The organism is Xanthomonas sp. 4461 (assembly GCF_024806475.1).
GTDB lineage: Bacteria > Pseudomonadota > Gammaproteobacteria > Xanthomonadales > Xanthomonadaceae > Xanthomonas > Xanthomonas arboricola_F.
Genome location: NZ_JANTYV010000008.1, coordinates 74,550 through 91,345, shown reverse-complemented (window position 1 = coordinate 91,345; position 16,796 = coordinate 74,550). Strand labels below are relative to the sequence as shown.

Here is a 16,796-nt window from a genome sequence, read left to right as displayed (position 1 = left end):
TGGCCCCCCATCTTCGGTGCGCAATCCACTCCCACCTGCCGACTGCCGCGCGTCGGCAGCGGATGGGTCAGTGGGGTATTGCAGATGCGGTGGCCCCGTGTCGGTTGTCGTGCTGCGACAGGGGCCTGACGGTCAACCGCATCTGTTTTTGAAAAATCGCTTGCAATTAAATAGCGTGCTATATAAAGTGCAGCCCATGGACACCGCCACCACCACAGCCGACCGCACCACCGCCTTGCTGCAGCTGGACAACCAGCTGTGCTTTGCGCTGTATTCGGCCAATCTGGCGATGCACAAGCTCTACCGCGGGCTGCTGAAGGATCTGGACCTGACCTATCCGCAGTACCTGGTGATGCTGGTGCTGTGGGAAACCGACAGCCGCAGCGTGTCGGAGATCGGCGAGCGGCTGTATCTGGATTCGGCCACGCTGACGCCGCTGCTCAAGCGGTTGCAGAGCGCTGGACTGGTCACCCGCACGCGGGCCGTCAGCGACGAGCGCCAGGTCATCATTGCGCTGACCGATGCCGGGCGCGCGCTGCGCAACAAGGCCGGTCGCGTGCCGGAGCAGGTGTTTTGCGCCTCGGCCTGCTCGTTGGACGAACTGCGTCAACTCAAGCAGGAGCTGGAGAAGCTACGCTCCAGTTTGGGTGCGGGATAAAGCCTGTTCCTGCATCCAATCGCTTCGACATCAAATAGCGCGCGATTTAATCGACAACAATTTATTCACTGCGCACTGCGCTCACTCAGGAGAACCACCATGGCCTCACCCGAAAAGATCCTCTATACCGCCCACGCCACTGCCACCGGCGGCCGCGAAGGCCGTGCCGTGTCCTCGGACAACGCACTGGACGCCAAGCTGTCCACCCCGCGCGAGCTTGGCGGCGCTGGCGGCGACGGCACCAACCCGGAGCAGTTGTTCGCTGCCGGTTATGCGGCCTGCTTCATCGGTGCGATGAAGGCCGTGGCTGCGCAGGACAAGCTCAAGCTGCCGGGCGAAGTCAGCATCGACAGCAGCGTCGGCATCGGCCAGATTCCGGGCGGCTTCGGCATCGCGGTCGAACTGCGCGTCGCCGTGCCGGGCATGGACAAGGCCGACCTGCAGGCGCTGGTCGACAAGGCCCACCAGGTCTGCCCGTACTCCAATGCCACCCGCGGCAACATCGACGTCACCCTGACGTTGGCCTGATCCCAGCCGGACGCCCCATGAAACCCTACGCATCGTTGCTGCTGGTTGGCACGTTGGCGTCGGCAATCGGCGGCGCGCTTGCCGCGCCGACCGATTTCAGCGCACCGGCCGCCTCGCCCAAGGTCCAGGCCTTCCTGGACGCGCTCAACTCCGCTGGCGGCACGCCGATGGAGCAGCTCACCCCGCAACAGGCCCGCAAGATCCTGGTGGACGCGCAGGCCGGCGCCACGCTGCCGGCCGCCGAGCTCACCCGCAAGACCATCACCGTCGACGGCAAGCCGCTCGGTCTGGTGGTGGTCAAGCCGCCGGGTAGCGCCGGCAAGACCTTGCCGGTGTTCATGTTCTTCCACGGCGGCGGCTGGGTATTGGGAGATTTTCCCACCCATGAGCGGCTGATCCGCGATCTGGCGCGGGCCTCTGGCGCGGCGGCGGTGTACGTGGACTACAGCCCATCGCCGGAAGCGCGTTATCCGGTGGCCATCCACCAGGCCTATGCGGCCACCAAGTGGGTCGCCGAGCACGGTGCCGAACTTGGCGTGGACGGCACGCGTCTGGCGGTGGCCGGCAACAGCGTGGGTGGCAACATGGCGACCTCGGTGGCCTTGCAGGCCAAGGCGGCCGGCACGCCGGCGATCCGCTACCAGGTGCTGCTGTGGCCGGTGACCGATGCCGCGTTCGATAACAGCTCTTACCAGCAGTACCAGCAGGGCTATTTCCTCAGCCGCAACATGATGCGTTGGTTCTGGGATAGCTATACCACCGACCCGACGCAGCGCCGCGAGATCTATGCCTCGCCGTTGCAGGCCAGCGTTGAGCAGCTAAAGGGCCTGCCCCCCACCTTGATCCAGACCGCCGAGCTGGATGTGTTGCGCGACGAAGGCGAAGCCTACGGCCGCAAGCTGGACCAGGCCGGTGTGGCTGTCACGGTCACCCGCTACAACGGCTTGATCCACGATTACGGCTTGCTCAATGCGCTCAGCGACGTGCCGGCCGTCCGTACCGCCATCGGCCAGGCGGGCGATGCGTTGCAGCAGCATCTGGCCAGGTAACCGGGGCCGCTGACCGGTTGTTCGTCAGCACCTGTTGACGACGCGCTCGTCAGCGCACAGTCCGAGCGGTGCATCCCCTTCAAGAGAGCTTGCGCAGTCATAGTGCGGTGAACGGGACCGATGTGCGCGCGGACAGACACTCTCTTGCGATGGTTGAGTGCCACAGCACAGACGCCCGGTGCAGCCACATCGGGCGTCCGTGTGCGCGTTCCTTTGTGCTTCCTGCGCGTGTGCTTCCTGCACTCCGCGCAACGCGCTGCATGTCTTGATCGCGCGCGACCTGACGTCTGCATGCTTGTAGGGCGTTTGAAGCTCTCTCGCCGTGGGTTGGGTTGCCTTCAACCGCAACGCGGTCTACCGAACTTCCTGCGCGGACACTCCAGCCGAGGGCACGTGGATCACCCGTCCCTGCACAGACTGCGCATTGCGGTTTGAGCGCGCAGCTGGCGCCCGGCACACTATGGCGATGACGATTTCCACGACCTCCCGCATCGCCGCGTTCGAATCGAGCGGCAAGGGGCATGCATGAGCGCCGATCGCCCGACGCTGTTGCTGCTTCCCGGCCTGCTCAACGATGCCGAGCTCTGGCATGCGCAGCGTGCCGCGCTGGCCGGAATCGCCGAGTGCGTGGTCGGCGATCTCACCCGGGCCGACAGCATGCGCGCGCTGGCACTGCAACTGCTTGACCGGTTGCCGCCGCGATTTGCGTTAGCCGGTTTCTCGCTGGGTGGTTACGTGGCGCAGGAGATCCTGCGCATCGCACCGGAGCGGGTGGAGCGGTTGGCCCTGCTGGATACTTCCGCGCGTGCCGATGCGCCAGAGCGGGTGGCGCAACGACGTGCGCAGGAAGCCAGCGTGCGTGCCGGCAGCACGTTCCACGGGTTCGGCGAACGCCTGATGCGGCACTACGTGCATCCCTCGCGCTGGCAGGATGAGGCCTTGCTGGAGCGTGTGCGCGGCATGACCCAGCGCCTGGGCGTGGAGGTGTTCTTGCGCCAGAACCGGCTGCAACGCCAGGACGGGCGCGCGGTGTTGCGCGCCTACGGCGGGCCGGTGCTGGTGCTGTGCGGCGAGGACGATGCAATCACGCCACCGGCCTTGCATGAAGAAATGGCGGTGCTTGCGCCACACGCGCAGCTGGTGCGTTTGCCGATGTGCGGGCATCTCTCGCCGCTGGAACAGCCGCAGGCAGTGTCCGATGCGTTACGCAACTGGCTGCTGCGCTAGACAGCAACGCGTTAAACGCGGTCGATCATCACGCGATGTCCCGCCAGCGCGTGGCTCGTACGACGAGTACATGGCGCATCAGGCGAGGGTCCTGGACTGACACATCCAGCACGCAGGCGCGGAGCTCAATGCGCCACCGTCGCAACCACGCTGGCAGACACCGGCGCATCGTCCTTGTGCGTGGGCATAGGTGCTGGCCTCGCACTGCCGCGACGAAAAGTGCGGCCTGGCGGTTCCGGCCCGCGCAGCGCAGGTCGCCAAGGCAAGCAGCGGCACGAACGGCAAGGCGCATGGGGGTGACCACTGGCTAGGACTGCAGCATCACGCAGCGGTGCCCGGGTTACAGGGGCAGGAAGTCGGGGTGCCGCCCGTGCTGTCCGACCAGCGGTCGTGGCAAAGCGTGAACCGGGTCGAGCATCGGTGCGATGACGCTATCCAAACGACTGGCTCACTTGATTCTCACGGCGTATGGTGTGAATTATGTTGCATAGCAGCATCGGAGCTCAGCAATGCTCGACACACGTATCGAAAAGGTTGACCTGGCGCTGACCGAGATTGCCCAGGACCCCTCGGAAAAGGTGGCGCTGTGGCAGTGGGCGTGCCGCGAGATGCTGCATGAGACCCTGATCGGCATGCATCAGCTGTCGCACCTGGCCGGCATTGCCCGCCACGTCGCCAACGACTGGCGCGCACCGGTGGACGTGATCGCACCGGCCAAGCCCTACCTGGCCGCCTCCGCCCTGGCAGATCGCCGCCTGCCGCAGGTGCTGGACGGGTTAGGCAGCACGCAGGACGACGACGACCGCGCCAACCTGTGGCGGTTGCGCTATGCGAGCCTGATCGCATCGACGCTGCAAGGCATGCAGGCGCTGGCCGAAAAGCACCGTATCGACCGGCAGGCGATGGCGATGGGTCAGTTGAACTGACTGCTGTCCAGGTTGCCGCGCGATGCTGCGCGGCCGGCCTCTACTGGATTGATGGGCCGCGTCGCAGGGCGCTTGCAATACCGCGTCCGGGTCAGCGCATGCTGCGTGTCGTTGGTGTGGCCAGCAGCCTTAACGCCTCGACATGTCTTGGAAATTTGTAGCGCCAGTACGCCCTTGAAACATCGGCCCTTGGTTAGTGGCGCCCGAGCACCTGTGATGCAGTGAGCGAAGGACATCCGCTGCCATCGAGCAACGCGATGGCGTGCACTTGGTCGTGACCAAACGGCGCTCCGCACGGCACCCAGCAAGCGTTTCCCGATAGGGATACGTCGCCCTCCGGCCTGCATCGTTCTCGCGTTGTCCAGACGCGCAGGTGCCCTCAGTGCCGCATGCCCGCGTCGCGCAAATGCTGCCAGGCGTGTCGCACGATCCAGCGTGCCTGGTCCCATGGCACCGACAGCATCGGTTGGTCCTGGTAGTACGCATCCTGCAACACACGGTACAACTGCGCTTCGGTTGCGCGCGGATACGCAAGATAGATGCCGTAACCCAACATCAGCACGCGGGCGTAATCGGCAAACGCGTAGCCGCCCAGATGCCCTTCGGCATGGGCGTCGCGCCAGTAGGCGAGCTCTGCGTCGACATTGACGCTGCTGCGGGTCAGAACGGCTGCACTAAGCATGGGTAGGACTCCGTGACCGGGCTACCCCCCTGTGCGGGCACCGTAGCAGCGCCGCTGGCCGCTCACCAGCACGCGACGACGAGCGGTCGTCGCGTGCTGGTGGAATGCAGCGCTAGAGGTGGCTAGAACCTGATGGCAGTCGCGGTGCGGGTTTGGATGGCGCATTCGGAAACGAAGCGGACGCATGGTCCCAGCCGCACCGAGTAACGGCTGCGCCCGCCTGACGGCGAGTGCGGTCGTCCGGTTAGCCGCTCCCAGCCTGCATGCGTCGGTGCGCCATCAGTCCCAATCGGGTGCGATGGCGTGCGGGTTGGCCAGCCGCTGCCCGCGGTCGAGCGTGGCGATCTCGCCCATGTCCTGCTCGCTCAGACGCAGCTCCTGCGCCTTCAGATTGCTTTCCAGATTGGCCCGCTTGGTCGATGAGGGAATCACCGAATATCCCTGCTGCAACGCCCAGGCCAGCGTCACCTGCGCCGGGGTGGCGTTGTGGCGTGCGGCAATGGCCACGATCACCGGGTCCTTCAGCACCTCGCCCACGGCCAGTGTCATGTAGGAGGTGACATGGATGCCCTGCTCGCGCAGGAAGCCGATCAGCGGGCGGTTCTGCAGATACGGGTGCACTTCGATCTGGTTGGTGGCAATCGCGTCGGCCCCCAGGATCTCGATGGCCTGCTTGATCAGGGCAATGGTGAAGTTGGACACGCCAATCGCACGCGTCAGGCCCTGCTGCTTGGCCTCCGCCAAGGCTTCCAGGTACTCGCGCATCGGCACCTGATCCTTCGGCGAGGGCCAATGGATCAGGGTGAGGTCGACATGGTCGGTGCCCAGCTTGCGCAGGCTTTCCTGCAGGCTGGGCTGCAGCGTGTCGCGGCTGAACCGGTCGACCCAGATCTTGGTGGTCAGGTACAACTGGTCGCGCGGCACGCCCGAGGCGCTGATCGCGTGGCCAACGTGGGCTTCGTTGTCGTAGATCTGTGCGGTATCGATCGCGCGATATCCCAACGCCAGCGCGTTGCTCACCGAGTCGATGACGACCTGGTCCTTGAGACGGAAAGTGCCGAGGCCGAATGCGGGGACAGTCATTGTGTTCCTTTTGGGAATGGGGAATGGGGAATGGGGAATCGTAAGAGCCGGTGGAGCGCTGCGAATTGGTCAGTCGAGTGCGACCACGGCCTTGCCGAAGTTTTCGCCGCGCAACAGGCTGATCAGCCCCTGCGGTGCGGCATCGAGCCCGTGCAGCACATGCTCGCGATACTGGATGCGGTCCTCGCGCAGCCACTGGCCCATTTCGCGCAGAAACGCCGGCATCAAGCGGATGAAATCGTGCTGGATGAAGCCGCGCACGGTCAGCCGCTTGCGCAATACCTGGCCCATGAAGTCCGGCAGGCGATCGGGCCCGGGCAGTGCCTGGCCACGGCTGTTGTAGGTCGCGATCACGCCGCAGACCGGAATGCGCGCAAAGTCGTTGAGTTGCGGCAGCACCGCATCGAATACCTTGCCGCCGACATTTTCGAAATAGATATCGATGCCGTCGGGTGTGGCGGCGCGCAACTGCGCGGCAAAGTCGTCAGCGCGATGATCCAGTGCCACATCCACCTTCAACGATTCGCGCAGGTAGCGCACCTTTTCTTCGCCACCGGCGATGGCCACCACGCGCAAGCCTTGCAGACGCGCCAACTGCGCCACCGTCGCGCCGACCGGCCCGCTGGCCGCTGCCACCACCAGCGTTTCGCCGGGCTGCGGCTTGCCGATCTCATGCAGGCCGGCATAGGCGGTAAAGCCGGGCATGCCGTAGACCCCGAGCGCAGTGCTCAGCGGCAGGCTGTCGTCCTTGGGCAATTTGCGTAGTGGCGTCGTCGGGGTGATCAGGCTGTAGGTCTGCCAGCCGCCGTGCAGCACCAGCAGGTCGCCGGGCTGATAGTCGGCATGATGCGACTGCACCACTTCGCCGATGGTGCCGCCTTCCATCACCGCATCGATCGCCACGGGCGCCGCATACGACGGGCCGTCGTCCATGCGACCGCGCATGTACGGGTCCAGCGAAAGGAAACGGTTGCGCACCAGAATCTGCTCGTGTCCGGTGGGCGGCAAGGGGGCTTCTTCGATACGGAAGTTGTCCGCGTTGGGTTCGCCATGCGGGCGCGATGCCAGCACGATGCGGCGGTTGGTGATCGATGTCATGCGGAAGATCCTCGCAGGGAGCCGCGCGTGCGCGGCCGAGGGAACACAGCTACCGCAGTGGCTGCGCGAATGAGTGGATGAATCGCTGCTGCGGCGTTACGCTGCGGCCGGCTCCGGCGCGCTCGCACCATCGAGTTGCGCAATCTGCGCGGCGCTCAGCGACAGCTGCGCGGCAGCCAGCACGTCGTGCAGCTGGGTCACGCTGGTGGCGCTGACGATCGGCGCGGTGAGGCTGGGGCGTGCGATCAACCAGGCCAGCGCGATCTGCGCCGGCGTGGCGTTGTGGGTCGCGGCCAGATCGTCCAATGCCTGCAAGATGCGCAGCCCACGCGGGTTGACGTACTGCTTGACCACCGAGGCGCCGCGCGCGCTGCTCTTGCCGGCATCGTCGGCGCTGCGGTACTTGCCGGTCAGAAAGCCGCTGGCCAGCGAGTAGTAACTGATCACGCCCAGGCCGCGTTCGCGTACCAGCGGTTCCAGTTCGGCCTCAAAGCCGGTGCGGTCGTAGAGGTTGTATTCGGGTTGCAGGCTTTCGTAGCGCGGCAGCGCGTACTGCTCGGAAATATCCAGCGCATCGCGCAGGCGTGCAGCGCTGTAATTGGAGGCGCCGATCGCGCGCACCTTGCCTTGTTCGATCAGGCGGCCGAACGCAGCCAGCGTGGCTTCCAGCGGAATGGACTCGTCGTCTTCGTGCGCCTGGTACAGATCGATGACATCGGTCTGCAGACGGGACAGCGAATCTTCCACCGCCGCTGCGATGTTCTCCGGCGACAGGCCGGGATGCTCGCTCCACTTGGCGACCTTGGTGGCGATCAGCACCTTGTCGCGCTTGCCGCTGCGGGCAAGCCAACGTCCGATGATGGTTTCCGACTCGCCGCCGCGATTGCCCGGCACCCAACCCGAATACGCATCGGCGGTGTCGATCAGATTGAAGCCGGCATCGACGAACGCATCCAGCAAGGCGAAGGAGGTCGCCTCGTCGGCGCTCCAGCCGAAGACATTGCCGCCGAAGACGATCGGTTGAACCTGCAGGCCGGAGCGGCCCAGTGCGCGGGGGTGAGTCATCATGGAAGCTCCTGATTCGAACTGCCGACAGGATAGTCATGCGCACCGATCATGCGTGTGACATCGATGTGGATTCAGCGTTCCGTCGATCGTGTCCATCGGCTCACAGGATATGAACATCTGGATGCTGCACGGCGATGCGAACCAGGGCTGAGCGCCGCGATTCGGGCACATGGCAGGCCCCGGGCCGCATGCTAGGCTCGCGCTACTTTTACCCGGAAGAGGGCGCTGCGATGATCCGCAACAAGCTGGCCTGTGCGTGTGTGATGAGTGTCATGGTGGCGATGAGTGCGCCGCTGGCGATGGCGATGAAGCCGGCCGACAGCGCAAGCCTGCCGGCGCCCGATGCGGCGCTGCAGGCGGCCATCAACGGCACCTGGCGCGACCGCGTGTACGTGCAGCGCGACCAGTACCGCCACCCCGGCCAGACGCTGGCGTTCTTCGGCATCAAGCCGACCCAGACCGTCATCGAAATCACGCCCGGCGGCGGCTGGTATTCGGAAATCCTGGCGCCGTATCTGCGCCAGAAGGGCAAGTACGTGGCAGCGGTGGTCGACCCGGTATCGGCACCCGAAGGCCGTAGCCGCGATTACGCCCAGCGTGCGCGCGACGAGCTGGAAAAGAAATTGCAGGCCAAGCCCGAGATTTATGGCAAGCCGTCGTTCGTGTCCTATGTGCCCAAGTCGCCGTCGTTCGGCGTGGACAACTCGGCCGACCTGGTGCTGACCTTCCGTAACGTGCACAACTGGCGCATGGCCGGCAATGCCGAGGCGATGTTTGCCGGCTTCTACAAGGTGCTCAAGCCCGGCGGCGTGCTGGGCGTGGTCGAACACCGCGCCAAGACCGACGTGCCGGCCGACGACAAGAGCGGCTATGTCGGCCAGGCGCAGGTGATCGCGATGGCCGAAGCGGCCGGCTTCAAGCTGGCCGGCAAGAGCGAGCTCAACGCCAACCCGCGCGACACCAAGGACTACCCGGGCGGGGTGTGGACGTTGCCGCCGAGCAACAGCCATGACGCGGCCGACGATGCCAAGTACAAGGCCATCGGCGAGAGCGACCGCATGACGTTGAAGTTCGTCAAGCAGTAAGCGTGTGCTTGCATGCCGGCGCAGCTGCGGCCGGCATGCAGCGGTTGTGCGTGTATGCCTTTCAAGCACCGCGCAGTTGGGATGCATGTCAGGCGGCGCAAGCATGCAACGCAGGGTTTACGCGCGCTTCAACACCAGTGCGCGAAGCGTGGCAGACGTTGCCGCTGAGCATGCTGTGATCTGCATACCCGAGCGGCCCGTTGTTCTCGTGCGATGCCGCAGGCCCGTCATTGCATGGCGGGCTGCAGGCATCCTGGCTACGCTGCACAGCCACGCGCGGCGGTCGCCGCGCAGCGCTCCCCCTGTCACAGGTCCGTCCATGTTGGTGCTGTTGAACAAACCCTATGGCGTGCTGTCGCAATTCAGCGACCGCTCGCAGCCGCCCAAGCGCACGTTGGCCGAGTTCGGCCTGCCGCCGGACGTGTACGCGGCGGGACGCCTGGATCACGACAGCGAAGGGTTGTTGTTGCTCACCGACGATGGTGCATTGGCGCATCGGCTCACCGACCCGCGGCACAAGCAGCCCAAGACGTACTGGGTGCAGGTGGAAGGCGAGCCGCAGGAGACACAGCTGCAGGCGCTGCGCGATGGCGTGCTGCTCAACGATGGCCCGACCCGGCCGGCAACGGTGCGCACGCTCGACCCTGCGCCCGCGCTGTGGCCGCGCAATCCTCCGGTGCGTGTGCGCAAGACCGTGCCCGATGCCTGGCTGGAACTGCAGATCAGCGAAGGCCGCAATCGTCAGGTGCGCCGGATGACGGCGTCGGTCGGTCTGCCGACCTTGCGTCTGGTGCGGGTGGCGATCGGCGACTGGAGCGTGGATGGGCTTGCGCCCGGCCAGTGGCGTGCGGATGACACGCCGCGCCCACGACCGGGACGCGGTATGCGTAGATAGCGCTGCGTTATGGCGATCAGGTCGATGGCGCAATGATGCAAGCGTCGGCGATGCGATCGAACTGCGGCGGTTGCATGCATCTTTGAAAGGGCCGCTGGCAAAACGCAGCGAGCGGATTTCGGCTGGGTATGGATGGCGCACCCGGAGCCGGTTTGTATTGTTGAGCCCTGCGTGCCGAGCATCGGCCGTGCCTGCCTAGTGGTCGGCGCAAGGGTTCTATTGGCTGCGCGACAGCGGCGTAGCGATCTGGCAACGCAGTGTGTTGCCGTGCGGCTCAATGCCATGCAGCAATGTGCGCTGCCTGCCCACAAACAACAACGCCACGGCGGAAGGCCGTGGCGTCGTGGCTTGCACTGCGATCCGCCTGTTTGGCGGAGCCGTGGTCTTATTCGACGCCGTCGCTCGGGGTCACTGCAGCGCGCCGCTGGTAGGCAGCACGACGTGCATTGGCATTGCTGGCGTGTTCGCGATCCAGACGGTGCACATTGCCGCCGAGCACCTGCTGATCGCGCTGGCGCTTGCGGTACACCGCATAGCCGATCAGGCCCAGGCCGGCGACAGCCGCCGCCACGGTGATGGCCGGGTTGCGCTTGACCAGCTTGCTGGCCGCCTTGCCGCCGCTGCGCACGGCACCCAGTGCCACGCCGGTCTTCAGCCACTCGCTGGCGCCCGGACCGAAATGACGCAGGCTGCTGCCGGCGCTACGTGCCTGGTCGCCCGCACTGGACGCGGCATGACGCAGTTGGTCACCGGCAGTGCCGGCCAGTTCCAGGGCACGCTCCAGGGCGCGTTCGGTGATCACAGTCAGCTTGCTCATTGGAGGCGTTTCCTTTCTGAGTACGTGGACCGCAGTGTGTAGGCTGATGCGTATAGACGGTGTTAGCGGTGGCAGGGCTCGTTTGGGTTGCGGTTAAGGAGTGCTGCGCTGCGCTTTATGCGCGGGAGTCCGGGCACGGTAAAACAGATGGGGAGCGGTAAAACAGATTCGATGCGCGTGTAAGTCTCCCTTCTCCCGCCGGGAGAAGGGGCCCGAAGGGCGGATGAGGGTACGAGCGAAGCGCGCCGCAGCAGCCGTTGAATCCCTGTCGTGCTTCACCGCCGCCGCGGGCCGGGAGTCGTCAGGTGCCACGAGGTTTTGCCCGATGGGTTGCCGTCGCAGTCCAGGGGTCGTCGGGCCGCGCCGCAGCAGCCGGTGAATCCCTGTCGTGCTTCACCGCCACCGCGGGCTGGGAGTGGTCAGGTGCCACGAGGTTTTGCCCGATGGGTTGCCATCGCAGTCCAGGGGTCGTCGGGCCGCGCCGCAGCAGCCGTTGAATCCCTGTAATGCTCCACCGCCGCCGCGGGCCGGGAGTCGTCAGGTGCCACGAGGTTTTGCCCGATGGGTTGCCATCGCAGTCCAGGGGTCGTCGGGCCACGGATGCCGTGGATACCGCCCCTTCATCTCTTTTTTGACGTCAGGGTAGGTATTGACCCAGAAACTCTTCAGATCCTGCGTGACCTGCAGCGGGCGGCCGCCGGGCGAGAGCAGGTGCAGGGTCATCGGAATGCGGCCGTCGGCGATACGCGGGGTTTCGGCCAGACCGAACAGTTCCTGCAACTTGACCGCCAGGACCGGCGGCAGCGGTTGCTGGGCGTGGTCGAGTGCGTAGCTGATCTGCCGCTCCATGCCCGACGGCACGTTGATGCGGGTGGGGGCATGGCGGTCGATGGCCTGGCGGCGCTCCCACGGCAGCGCGCCCTTGAGCGCTTCGCCCAGGCTGGATTCGTCCAGCGCGTCGAGCCGGGTCTTGCCGGCGAAGGCCGGACGCAGCCAGGCATCCAAGGAGGCGAGCAGCGCGGCATCGGAGAGATCGGGTAGCTCCAGCTCCGGCATCCACACCCGCAGCGACAGCACACGGGCGCGCCATTGCTGCAAGGTCTCGGTCCAGGGCAGGGCGTCCAGGCCGAGTTGGCGCACTGCCTCGGTCAGTGCGCCGGCCGCCTGCGCGGGGTCGACGCGGCCGGCGGGGCGGCTGTCGAGCACGATGCGGTCGAAGCTGGATTGCCGGCGCGCGACCAGGGCGCGCTTGTCGGCGTCCCACTGCACCACGTCCTGCTGCACGAAGCGCTCTGGCAGGCTGCGGCGCAGATAGGCCTCGTCCACCGGAGCTGCCCGCAACAGCAACGCATCCTTGGCTTCGTAGCGCAGCTCGCTGGCGACCAGCCAGGGTTCGCCGCGCAGGTCGCTGTGGTCGAACAGACGCGCGCTGCGGCCATTGGCGAGCAGGTAGCGCAACGGGTCGGCCGGGTGGCGTGCGGCGATGCGGTCGGGGAAGGCATGCGCGAGCAGGTCACCCAGCGCGTGCGCCTCCACGCTCGTGGGCGGGGCGCAGTCGCAGCGCAGCCGGCGTCGCCATTGTTTGGCGGCGCTATCGATGGCAGCCAGGCCGCCGCGGTTGGCGTCGGGCGCGCTGCGGCCCTGGCGGAATGCGGCCAGGGCACGCCAGCGCGCGGCCAGGCCATCGCCGCCCTGGCGCAGCGGATCGCGCGCCTCCAGCAGTGCGGCCAGATCGCAGGCCAGGGCCAGGCGCGTTGCCTCGCCGGCCTGCGCAAGCATCGCCGCCAGACGCGGATGCGTGCCCAGCGCTAGCATGCGGCGGCCCAGCGCGGTGATGCCGCCGCTGTCGCTGAGCGCGCCCAGCCGTTGCAGTAATTCGCGTGCGGCCGCCAGCGCGCCGGTGGGCGGGTCGTCGACAAAGCGCAGCGCATCGCTGCCCCAGGCCGCCAGCTCCAGCGCCAGGCCAGCCAGTTCCACCTGGGTGATCTCCGCGCGCCGTTGCGGTTCCAGCCGCTGCGATTGCGGCCATAGCCGGTATGCCCAGCCGCTGGCTACGCGGCCGGCGCGGCCAGCACGCTGGTCGGCCGACGCCTGCGCGATGGTGGCCACATCCAACCGCGAAAAGCCGCTGTTGGGATCGTAGTGCGGTTCGCGCGCCTGGCCGCTGTCGATCACCACGCGCACGCCGGGCAAGGTCACCGACGATTCGGCCACGTTGGTGGCCAGCACCACGCGGCGGCGGCCCTGCGCATCCGGCTGCAGCACCTGGCTCTGCGCGTCCACCGACAACTCGCCGTGCAAGGGCAGCACCTGGATGGTCGGGTCCAGGACATCGAGCAAGGCGGCTTGCACCCGCGCGATCTCGCGCTGGCCGGGCAGGAACACCAGCACATCGCCGGGATGGGTGAGCAGGGCATGCTCCACCGCACGCCGCGCCTGCGGTTCCAGCGCTTCGTCGCGGCGCGCGGGGAAATGCGCGATCTCCACCGGAAAACTGCGCCCTGCGCTGCTCAGGCGCGGTGCGTCGAGAAAGCCGGCCAGTCGCTCGCCATCCAGGGTGGCCGACATCGCCACGATGCGCAGGTCATCGCGCACCTGCGCCTGCACGTCCAGCGCCAATGCCAGGCCCAGATCGCCGGCCAGATGGCGTTCGTGAAACTCGTCGAACAGCAGCGCGCCCACGCGTTCCAGCATCGGGTCGTCCTGGATCATGCGGGTCAGGATGCCTTCGGTGACCACTTCGATCCGGGTGCGCGCCGAGGTCTTGTTCTCGAAGCGGATGCGGTAGCCCACCGTCTCGCCGACCGGCTCGCCCAACTGGCGCGCCATGAACAGCGCAGCGCTGCGCGCGGCCACCCGGCGCGGTTCCAGCATCACGATGCTGCGACCGGCCAGCCAGGGCGCATCCAGCAGTGCCAGCGGCACCTGGGTGGTCTTGCCGGCGCCGGGCGGGGCTTCGAGCACCAGCCGCGGATGGGCGGCGAGGCTGTCGCGGATCTGCGGTAACAGTGGGGCGATGGGGAAGACAGGCTCAGTCATGCGCGGCAAGGATACGGGCCCGCTCGCGCTGGTGCGATGGTCGGGGAGGGAGGTGAAGCCTGTCGGGGAATGGCGCCGGGTCCGTTGGCGACGCACCAGCCGGGATTGCCGGCGGTGCTTGCTGGTCGGGACGCGCTGCCAACCGAGAGCTACGCGTGCCCGGGGGTGTGCGTCACCCGGCGGATCCGGTAGCGTCCGCTCGGCCGCCGCGCAGAGGGTCGGACGAGGGCAAATGCAGGAGGCTTGCATGCTTCAGAGTGCATGGCTGGCGTCGATAACCCGGATGAACCCGTCACCGGATTGATCATGTCCACCCCATCCCCGCGTTTTGTCAGTCTGCAAAGCAAGCTGCTGGGCGCCCTTGCGCTTGGTCTGTCGATCATCCTGTTATGTGCACTTGGCGGTCTGGGCTCTGCCTGGCTGAGCCTGTCCGGCAAGGTGCCGGTGGAAGTGGCGCAGGCCTCGGCCAGCGAAGAACTCACCCGCGATTTCCGCCTGCAGGTGCAGGAATGGAAGAACGTGCTGATCCGTGGCCGCGACCCCGCACTGCTCGACAAGCATCTGACCGCCTTCCGCGACAAAGGCAAGAGCGTGCAGGCCAGTGTCAGGACGTTGGCGGGTGCGCTGGCCGATCCGCAGGCGCGTGCGTTGGCGCAGGACTTCGCCAAGGCGCATCTGGAACTGCAGACCAGCTACGAAGCGGCGTTGGGCAAGTTCGCCGCGTCCGGCTACGACACCCAGGTGGGCGACCAGCTGGTCAAGGGCAAGGACCGCGCACCCAGCCACACGCTGGAGGCACTGGTCGCGCGCAGCAAGGCGTTGGCCGATGCCGCCGTCCTTGCAAGTTCGCAATCGGCGCAGCGCATGCTGGTGTATTCGGCACTGGCCACCATTGCTGCCGCGCTCTGTCTGGTGGCGGTGTTGGGGTGGTGGATCCGGCGCTCGATCGTGCGCCCCATCGAAAACGTTGCGCGTGCGGCACGCCTGGTGGCGGCCGGCGATCTGTCCGCGCACGCTGCGGTCAGCAATCGCGACGAGATCGGCCTGCTCGGCCAGGCGATGGGGCAGGTGGTCAATACGCTCACCGATGTCTCCAGCGCGCAGGCGGACATGGCGCAGCGCCACGAAGCCGGGCAGATGAGCTACCGCATGGATGCGCAGACCTTTCCGGGTGCTTACGGCCGCATGGTCGATGACACCAACGGATTGATCGGCGCGCAGGTGGGCCTGATCGGCACGATGTTGCAGGTCATGCAGCATTACGCGGTGGGCGACATGTCGGTGGACATGCCGCGCCTGCCGGGCGAAAAGGCCCAGATCACCGATGCGATGGACACCACCAAGCGCAACCTGGCCGCCATCAACGGCGAGATCCGTGGTTTGGTGGATGCCGCCGCTGCCGGCGACTTCGCCACCCGCGGCAATGCCGATGCCTATAAATTCGAATTCCGCGGCATGGTCGAGGGCCTCAATGGCCTGATGCAGAACGTGGACCAGAATCTGGCCGAGTTGTCGCAGCTGCTCAAGGCCATTGCCGATGGCGATCTGACCGCGCGCATGCACGGCAACCAGCAGGGCGTGTTTGCGCGCATGCGCGACGATGCCAACGCCACCGTGCAGCGCCTGACCGATATCGTTGGCGATATCACCCTGGCCGCGCAGACCATTCGCACCGCCTCGGCAGAAATCGCCGCCGGCAACAGCGATCTGGCGCAACGCACCGAACAACAAGCTGCCAATCTGGAAGAAACCGCCGCCTCGATGGAAGAGCTCACCTCCACCGTGCGGCAGAACGCCGACACCGCGCAGCAGGCCAGCCGTGGTGCACAGGCCGCTGCCGACATCGCCGGGCGTGGTGGCGAGGTGGTCGCCAGCGTGGTCGATACCATGGGCGAGATCGAAGTGTCGTCGAAGAAGATCGCCGAGATCATCAGCGTCATCGACGGCATTGCGTTCCAGACCAATATCCTTGCGTTGAATGCGGCAGTAGAAGCGGCGCGCGCCGGCGAACAGGGCCGCGGCTTTGCGGTGGTGGCCTCCGAGGTGCGCGCGCTGGCGCAGCGCTCGGCCGGGGCGGCCAAGGAGGTCAAGCAGTTGATCGATGCGTCGGTGGAGAGCGTGGCGCGCGGGAGCGCACGCGTGGATCAGGCCGGGCGCACGATGCAGGACATCGTGCAATCGGTGCAGCAGGTCACCACGTTGATCGCCGAGATTTCCGCCGCTTCGCGCGAGCAGTCGTCGGGCATCGAGCAGGTGGCGCGTACCGTCAACGACATGGACGAGACCACCCAGCGCAATGCCGCGCTGGTGGAAGAAGCCTCGGCGGCCGCACGTGCGATGGAAGAGCAGGCGGTGGAACTGAGCGAGGCGGTGTCGGTGTTCCGCCTGGATGCACGCCGGCCGCGGTTGGCGGCTGCGGCGTGAGACAGGACCACGAGTAAAGATGCACGCCATGCGTTTAGATGCAGCCAAAAGCTAGGTCAAACGTCTAGTTGGTCGCTGGTTGGTCGAGGGCGCGGTGCCCTCACCGCTCGCGGGATACGCCGCAAGTACGTCCGTGTAGGCTCGGTGGCGGCATCCATGCCGCCACACGGTCCCGCAATCGGCGAGGGCACCGCGCCAGAGAGTTAGTCGGTCGCCG

The 16,796-nt window shown here is 66.5% G+C and carries 14 protein-coding genes; 8 read left to right on the top strand and 6 right to left on the bottom strand.

The features are described from left to right. Window positions 1–196: 196 nt before the first annotated feature. The 5 genes from FHY19_RS21695 to FHY19_RS21675 all read left to right on the top strand — a co-directional run bounded on the left by FHY19_RS21695 (window position 197) and on the right by FHY19_RS21675 (window position 4,388). Window positions 197–658: a MarR family transcriptional regulator gene (locus tag FHY19_RS21695; RefSeq protein ID WP_259168527.1), complete on the top strand. Its 462-nt coding sequence runs from the start codon at window positions 197–199 to the stop codon at window positions 656–658. Window positions 659–757: 99 nt separating this feature from the next. After that, window positions 758–1,186 carry an organic hydroperoxide resistance protein gene (locus FHY19_RS21690; protein ID WP_005989061.1) on the top strand — a complete coding sequence of 143 codons (429 nt, stop codon included), beginning with the start codon at window positions 758–760 and terminating at the stop codon, window positions 1,184–1,186. A 17-nt stretch (window positions 1,187–1,203) separates the two neighbouring features. After that, window positions 1,204–2,235, top strand: a complete 1,032-nt coding sequence (locus FHY19_RS21685) for an alpha/beta hydrolase (RefSeq protein ID WP_259168526.1) — start codon at window positions 1,204–1,206, stop codon at window positions 2,233–2,235. 525 nt (window positions 2,236–2,760) lie between these two features. Beyond that, window positions 2,761–3,462, top strand: coding sequence for an alpha/beta hydrolase (locus tag FHY19_RS21680; protein ID WP_259168525.1), 702 nt, complete (start codon window positions 2,761–2,763; stop codon window positions 3,460–3,462). A 509-nt stretch (window positions 3,463–3,971) separates the two neighbouring features. Continuing rightward, entirely contained in the window at window positions 3,972–4,388 is a 417-nt protein-coding gene (locus tag FHY19_RS21675; protein ID WP_259168524.1) for a hypothetical protein, read from the top strand. A gap of 379 nt (window positions 4,389–4,767) precedes the next feature. Here the strand turns inward: FHY19_RS21675 and FHY19_RS21670 are convergent, their stop codons facing one another. The 4 genes from FHY19_RS21670 to FHY19_RS21655 form a co-directional block, all read right to left on the bottom strand. Further along, window positions 4,768–5,070 carry a hypothetical protein gene (locus FHY19_RS21670; protein ID WP_259168523.1) on the bottom strand — a complete coding sequence of 101 codons (303 nt, stop codon included), beginning with the start codon at window positions 5,068–5,070 and terminating at the stop codon, window positions 4,768–4,770. Between the two features lie 279 nt (window positions 5,071–5,349). Beyond that, window positions 5,350–6,153, bottom strand: a complete 804-nt coding sequence (gene dkgB, locus FHY19_RS21665) for a 2,5-didehydrogluconate reductase DkgB (RefSeq protein ID WP_259168522.1) — start codon at window positions 6,151–6,153, stop codon at window positions 5,350–5,352. A 69-nt stretch (window positions 6,154–6,222) separates the two neighbouring features. Further along, the gene (locus tag FHY19_RS21660) at window positions 6,223–7,251 is read right to left on the bottom strand and encodes an NADP-dependent oxidoreductase (RefSeq protein WP_259168521.1); all 1,029 of its coding nucleotides are present in this window, start codon (window positions 7,249–7,251) and stop codon (window positions 6,223–6,225) included. 96 nt (window positions 7,252–7,347) lie between these two features. Further along, window positions 7,348–8,316 carry an aldo/keto reductase gene (locus tag FHY19_RS21655; RefSeq protein ID WP_259168563.1) on the bottom strand — a complete coding sequence of 323 codons (969 nt, stop codon included), beginning with the start codon at window positions 8,314–8,316 and terminating at the stop codon, window positions 7,348–7,350. Between the two features lie 233 nt (window positions 8,317–8,549). Between FHY19_RS21655 and FHY19_RS21650 the strand changes: the two genes are divergently transcribed. Both FHY19_RS21650 and FHY19_RS21645 read left to right on the top strand, forming a co-directional pair. Next, window positions 8,550–9,404: a methyltransferase gene (locus FHY19_RS21650; RefSeq protein ID WP_259159692.1), complete on the top strand. Its 855-nt coding sequence runs from the start codon at window positions 8,550–8,552 to the stop codon at window positions 9,402–9,404. Between the two features lie 319 nt (window positions 9,405–9,723). Beyond that, on the top strand, window positions 9,724–10,299 hold the full coding sequence (locus FHY19_RS21645; protein WP_259168520.1) for a pseudouridine synthase: 576 nt from the start codon (window positions 9,724–9,726) through the stop codon (window positions 10,297–10,299). A 385-nt stretch (window positions 10,300–10,684) separates the two neighbouring features. On the opposite strand, the gene FHY19_RS21640 is transcribed toward FHY19_RS21645, so the two are convergent. Together FHY19_RS21640 and hrpB are read right to left on the bottom strand one after the other, a co-directional pair. Then, the gene (locus tag FHY19_RS21640) at window positions 10,685–11,116 is read right to left on the bottom strand and encodes a hypothetical protein (RefSeq protein ID WP_259159431.1); all 432 of its coding nucleotides are present in this window, start codon (window positions 11,114–11,116) and stop codon (window positions 10,685–10,687) included. A 537-nt stretch (window positions 11,117–11,653) separates the two neighbouring features. Continuing rightward, on the bottom strand, window positions 11,654–14,155 hold the full coding sequence (hrpB, locus tag FHY19_RS21635) for an ATP-dependent helicase HrpB (protein WP_259168519.1): 2,502 nt from the start codon (window positions 14,153–14,155) through the stop codon (window positions 11,654–11,656). Window positions 14,156–14,461: 306 nt separating this feature from the next. Here hrpB and FHY19_RS21630 point away from each other — a divergent pair, with 306 nt between their 5' ends. Continuing rightward, window positions 14,462–16,579, top strand: a complete 2,118-nt coding sequence (locus FHY19_RS21630) for a methyl-accepting chemotaxis protein (protein ID WP_276580931.1) — start codon at window positions 14,462–14,464, stop codon at window positions 16,577–16,579. Window positions 16,580–16,796: the final 217 nt, after the last annotated feature.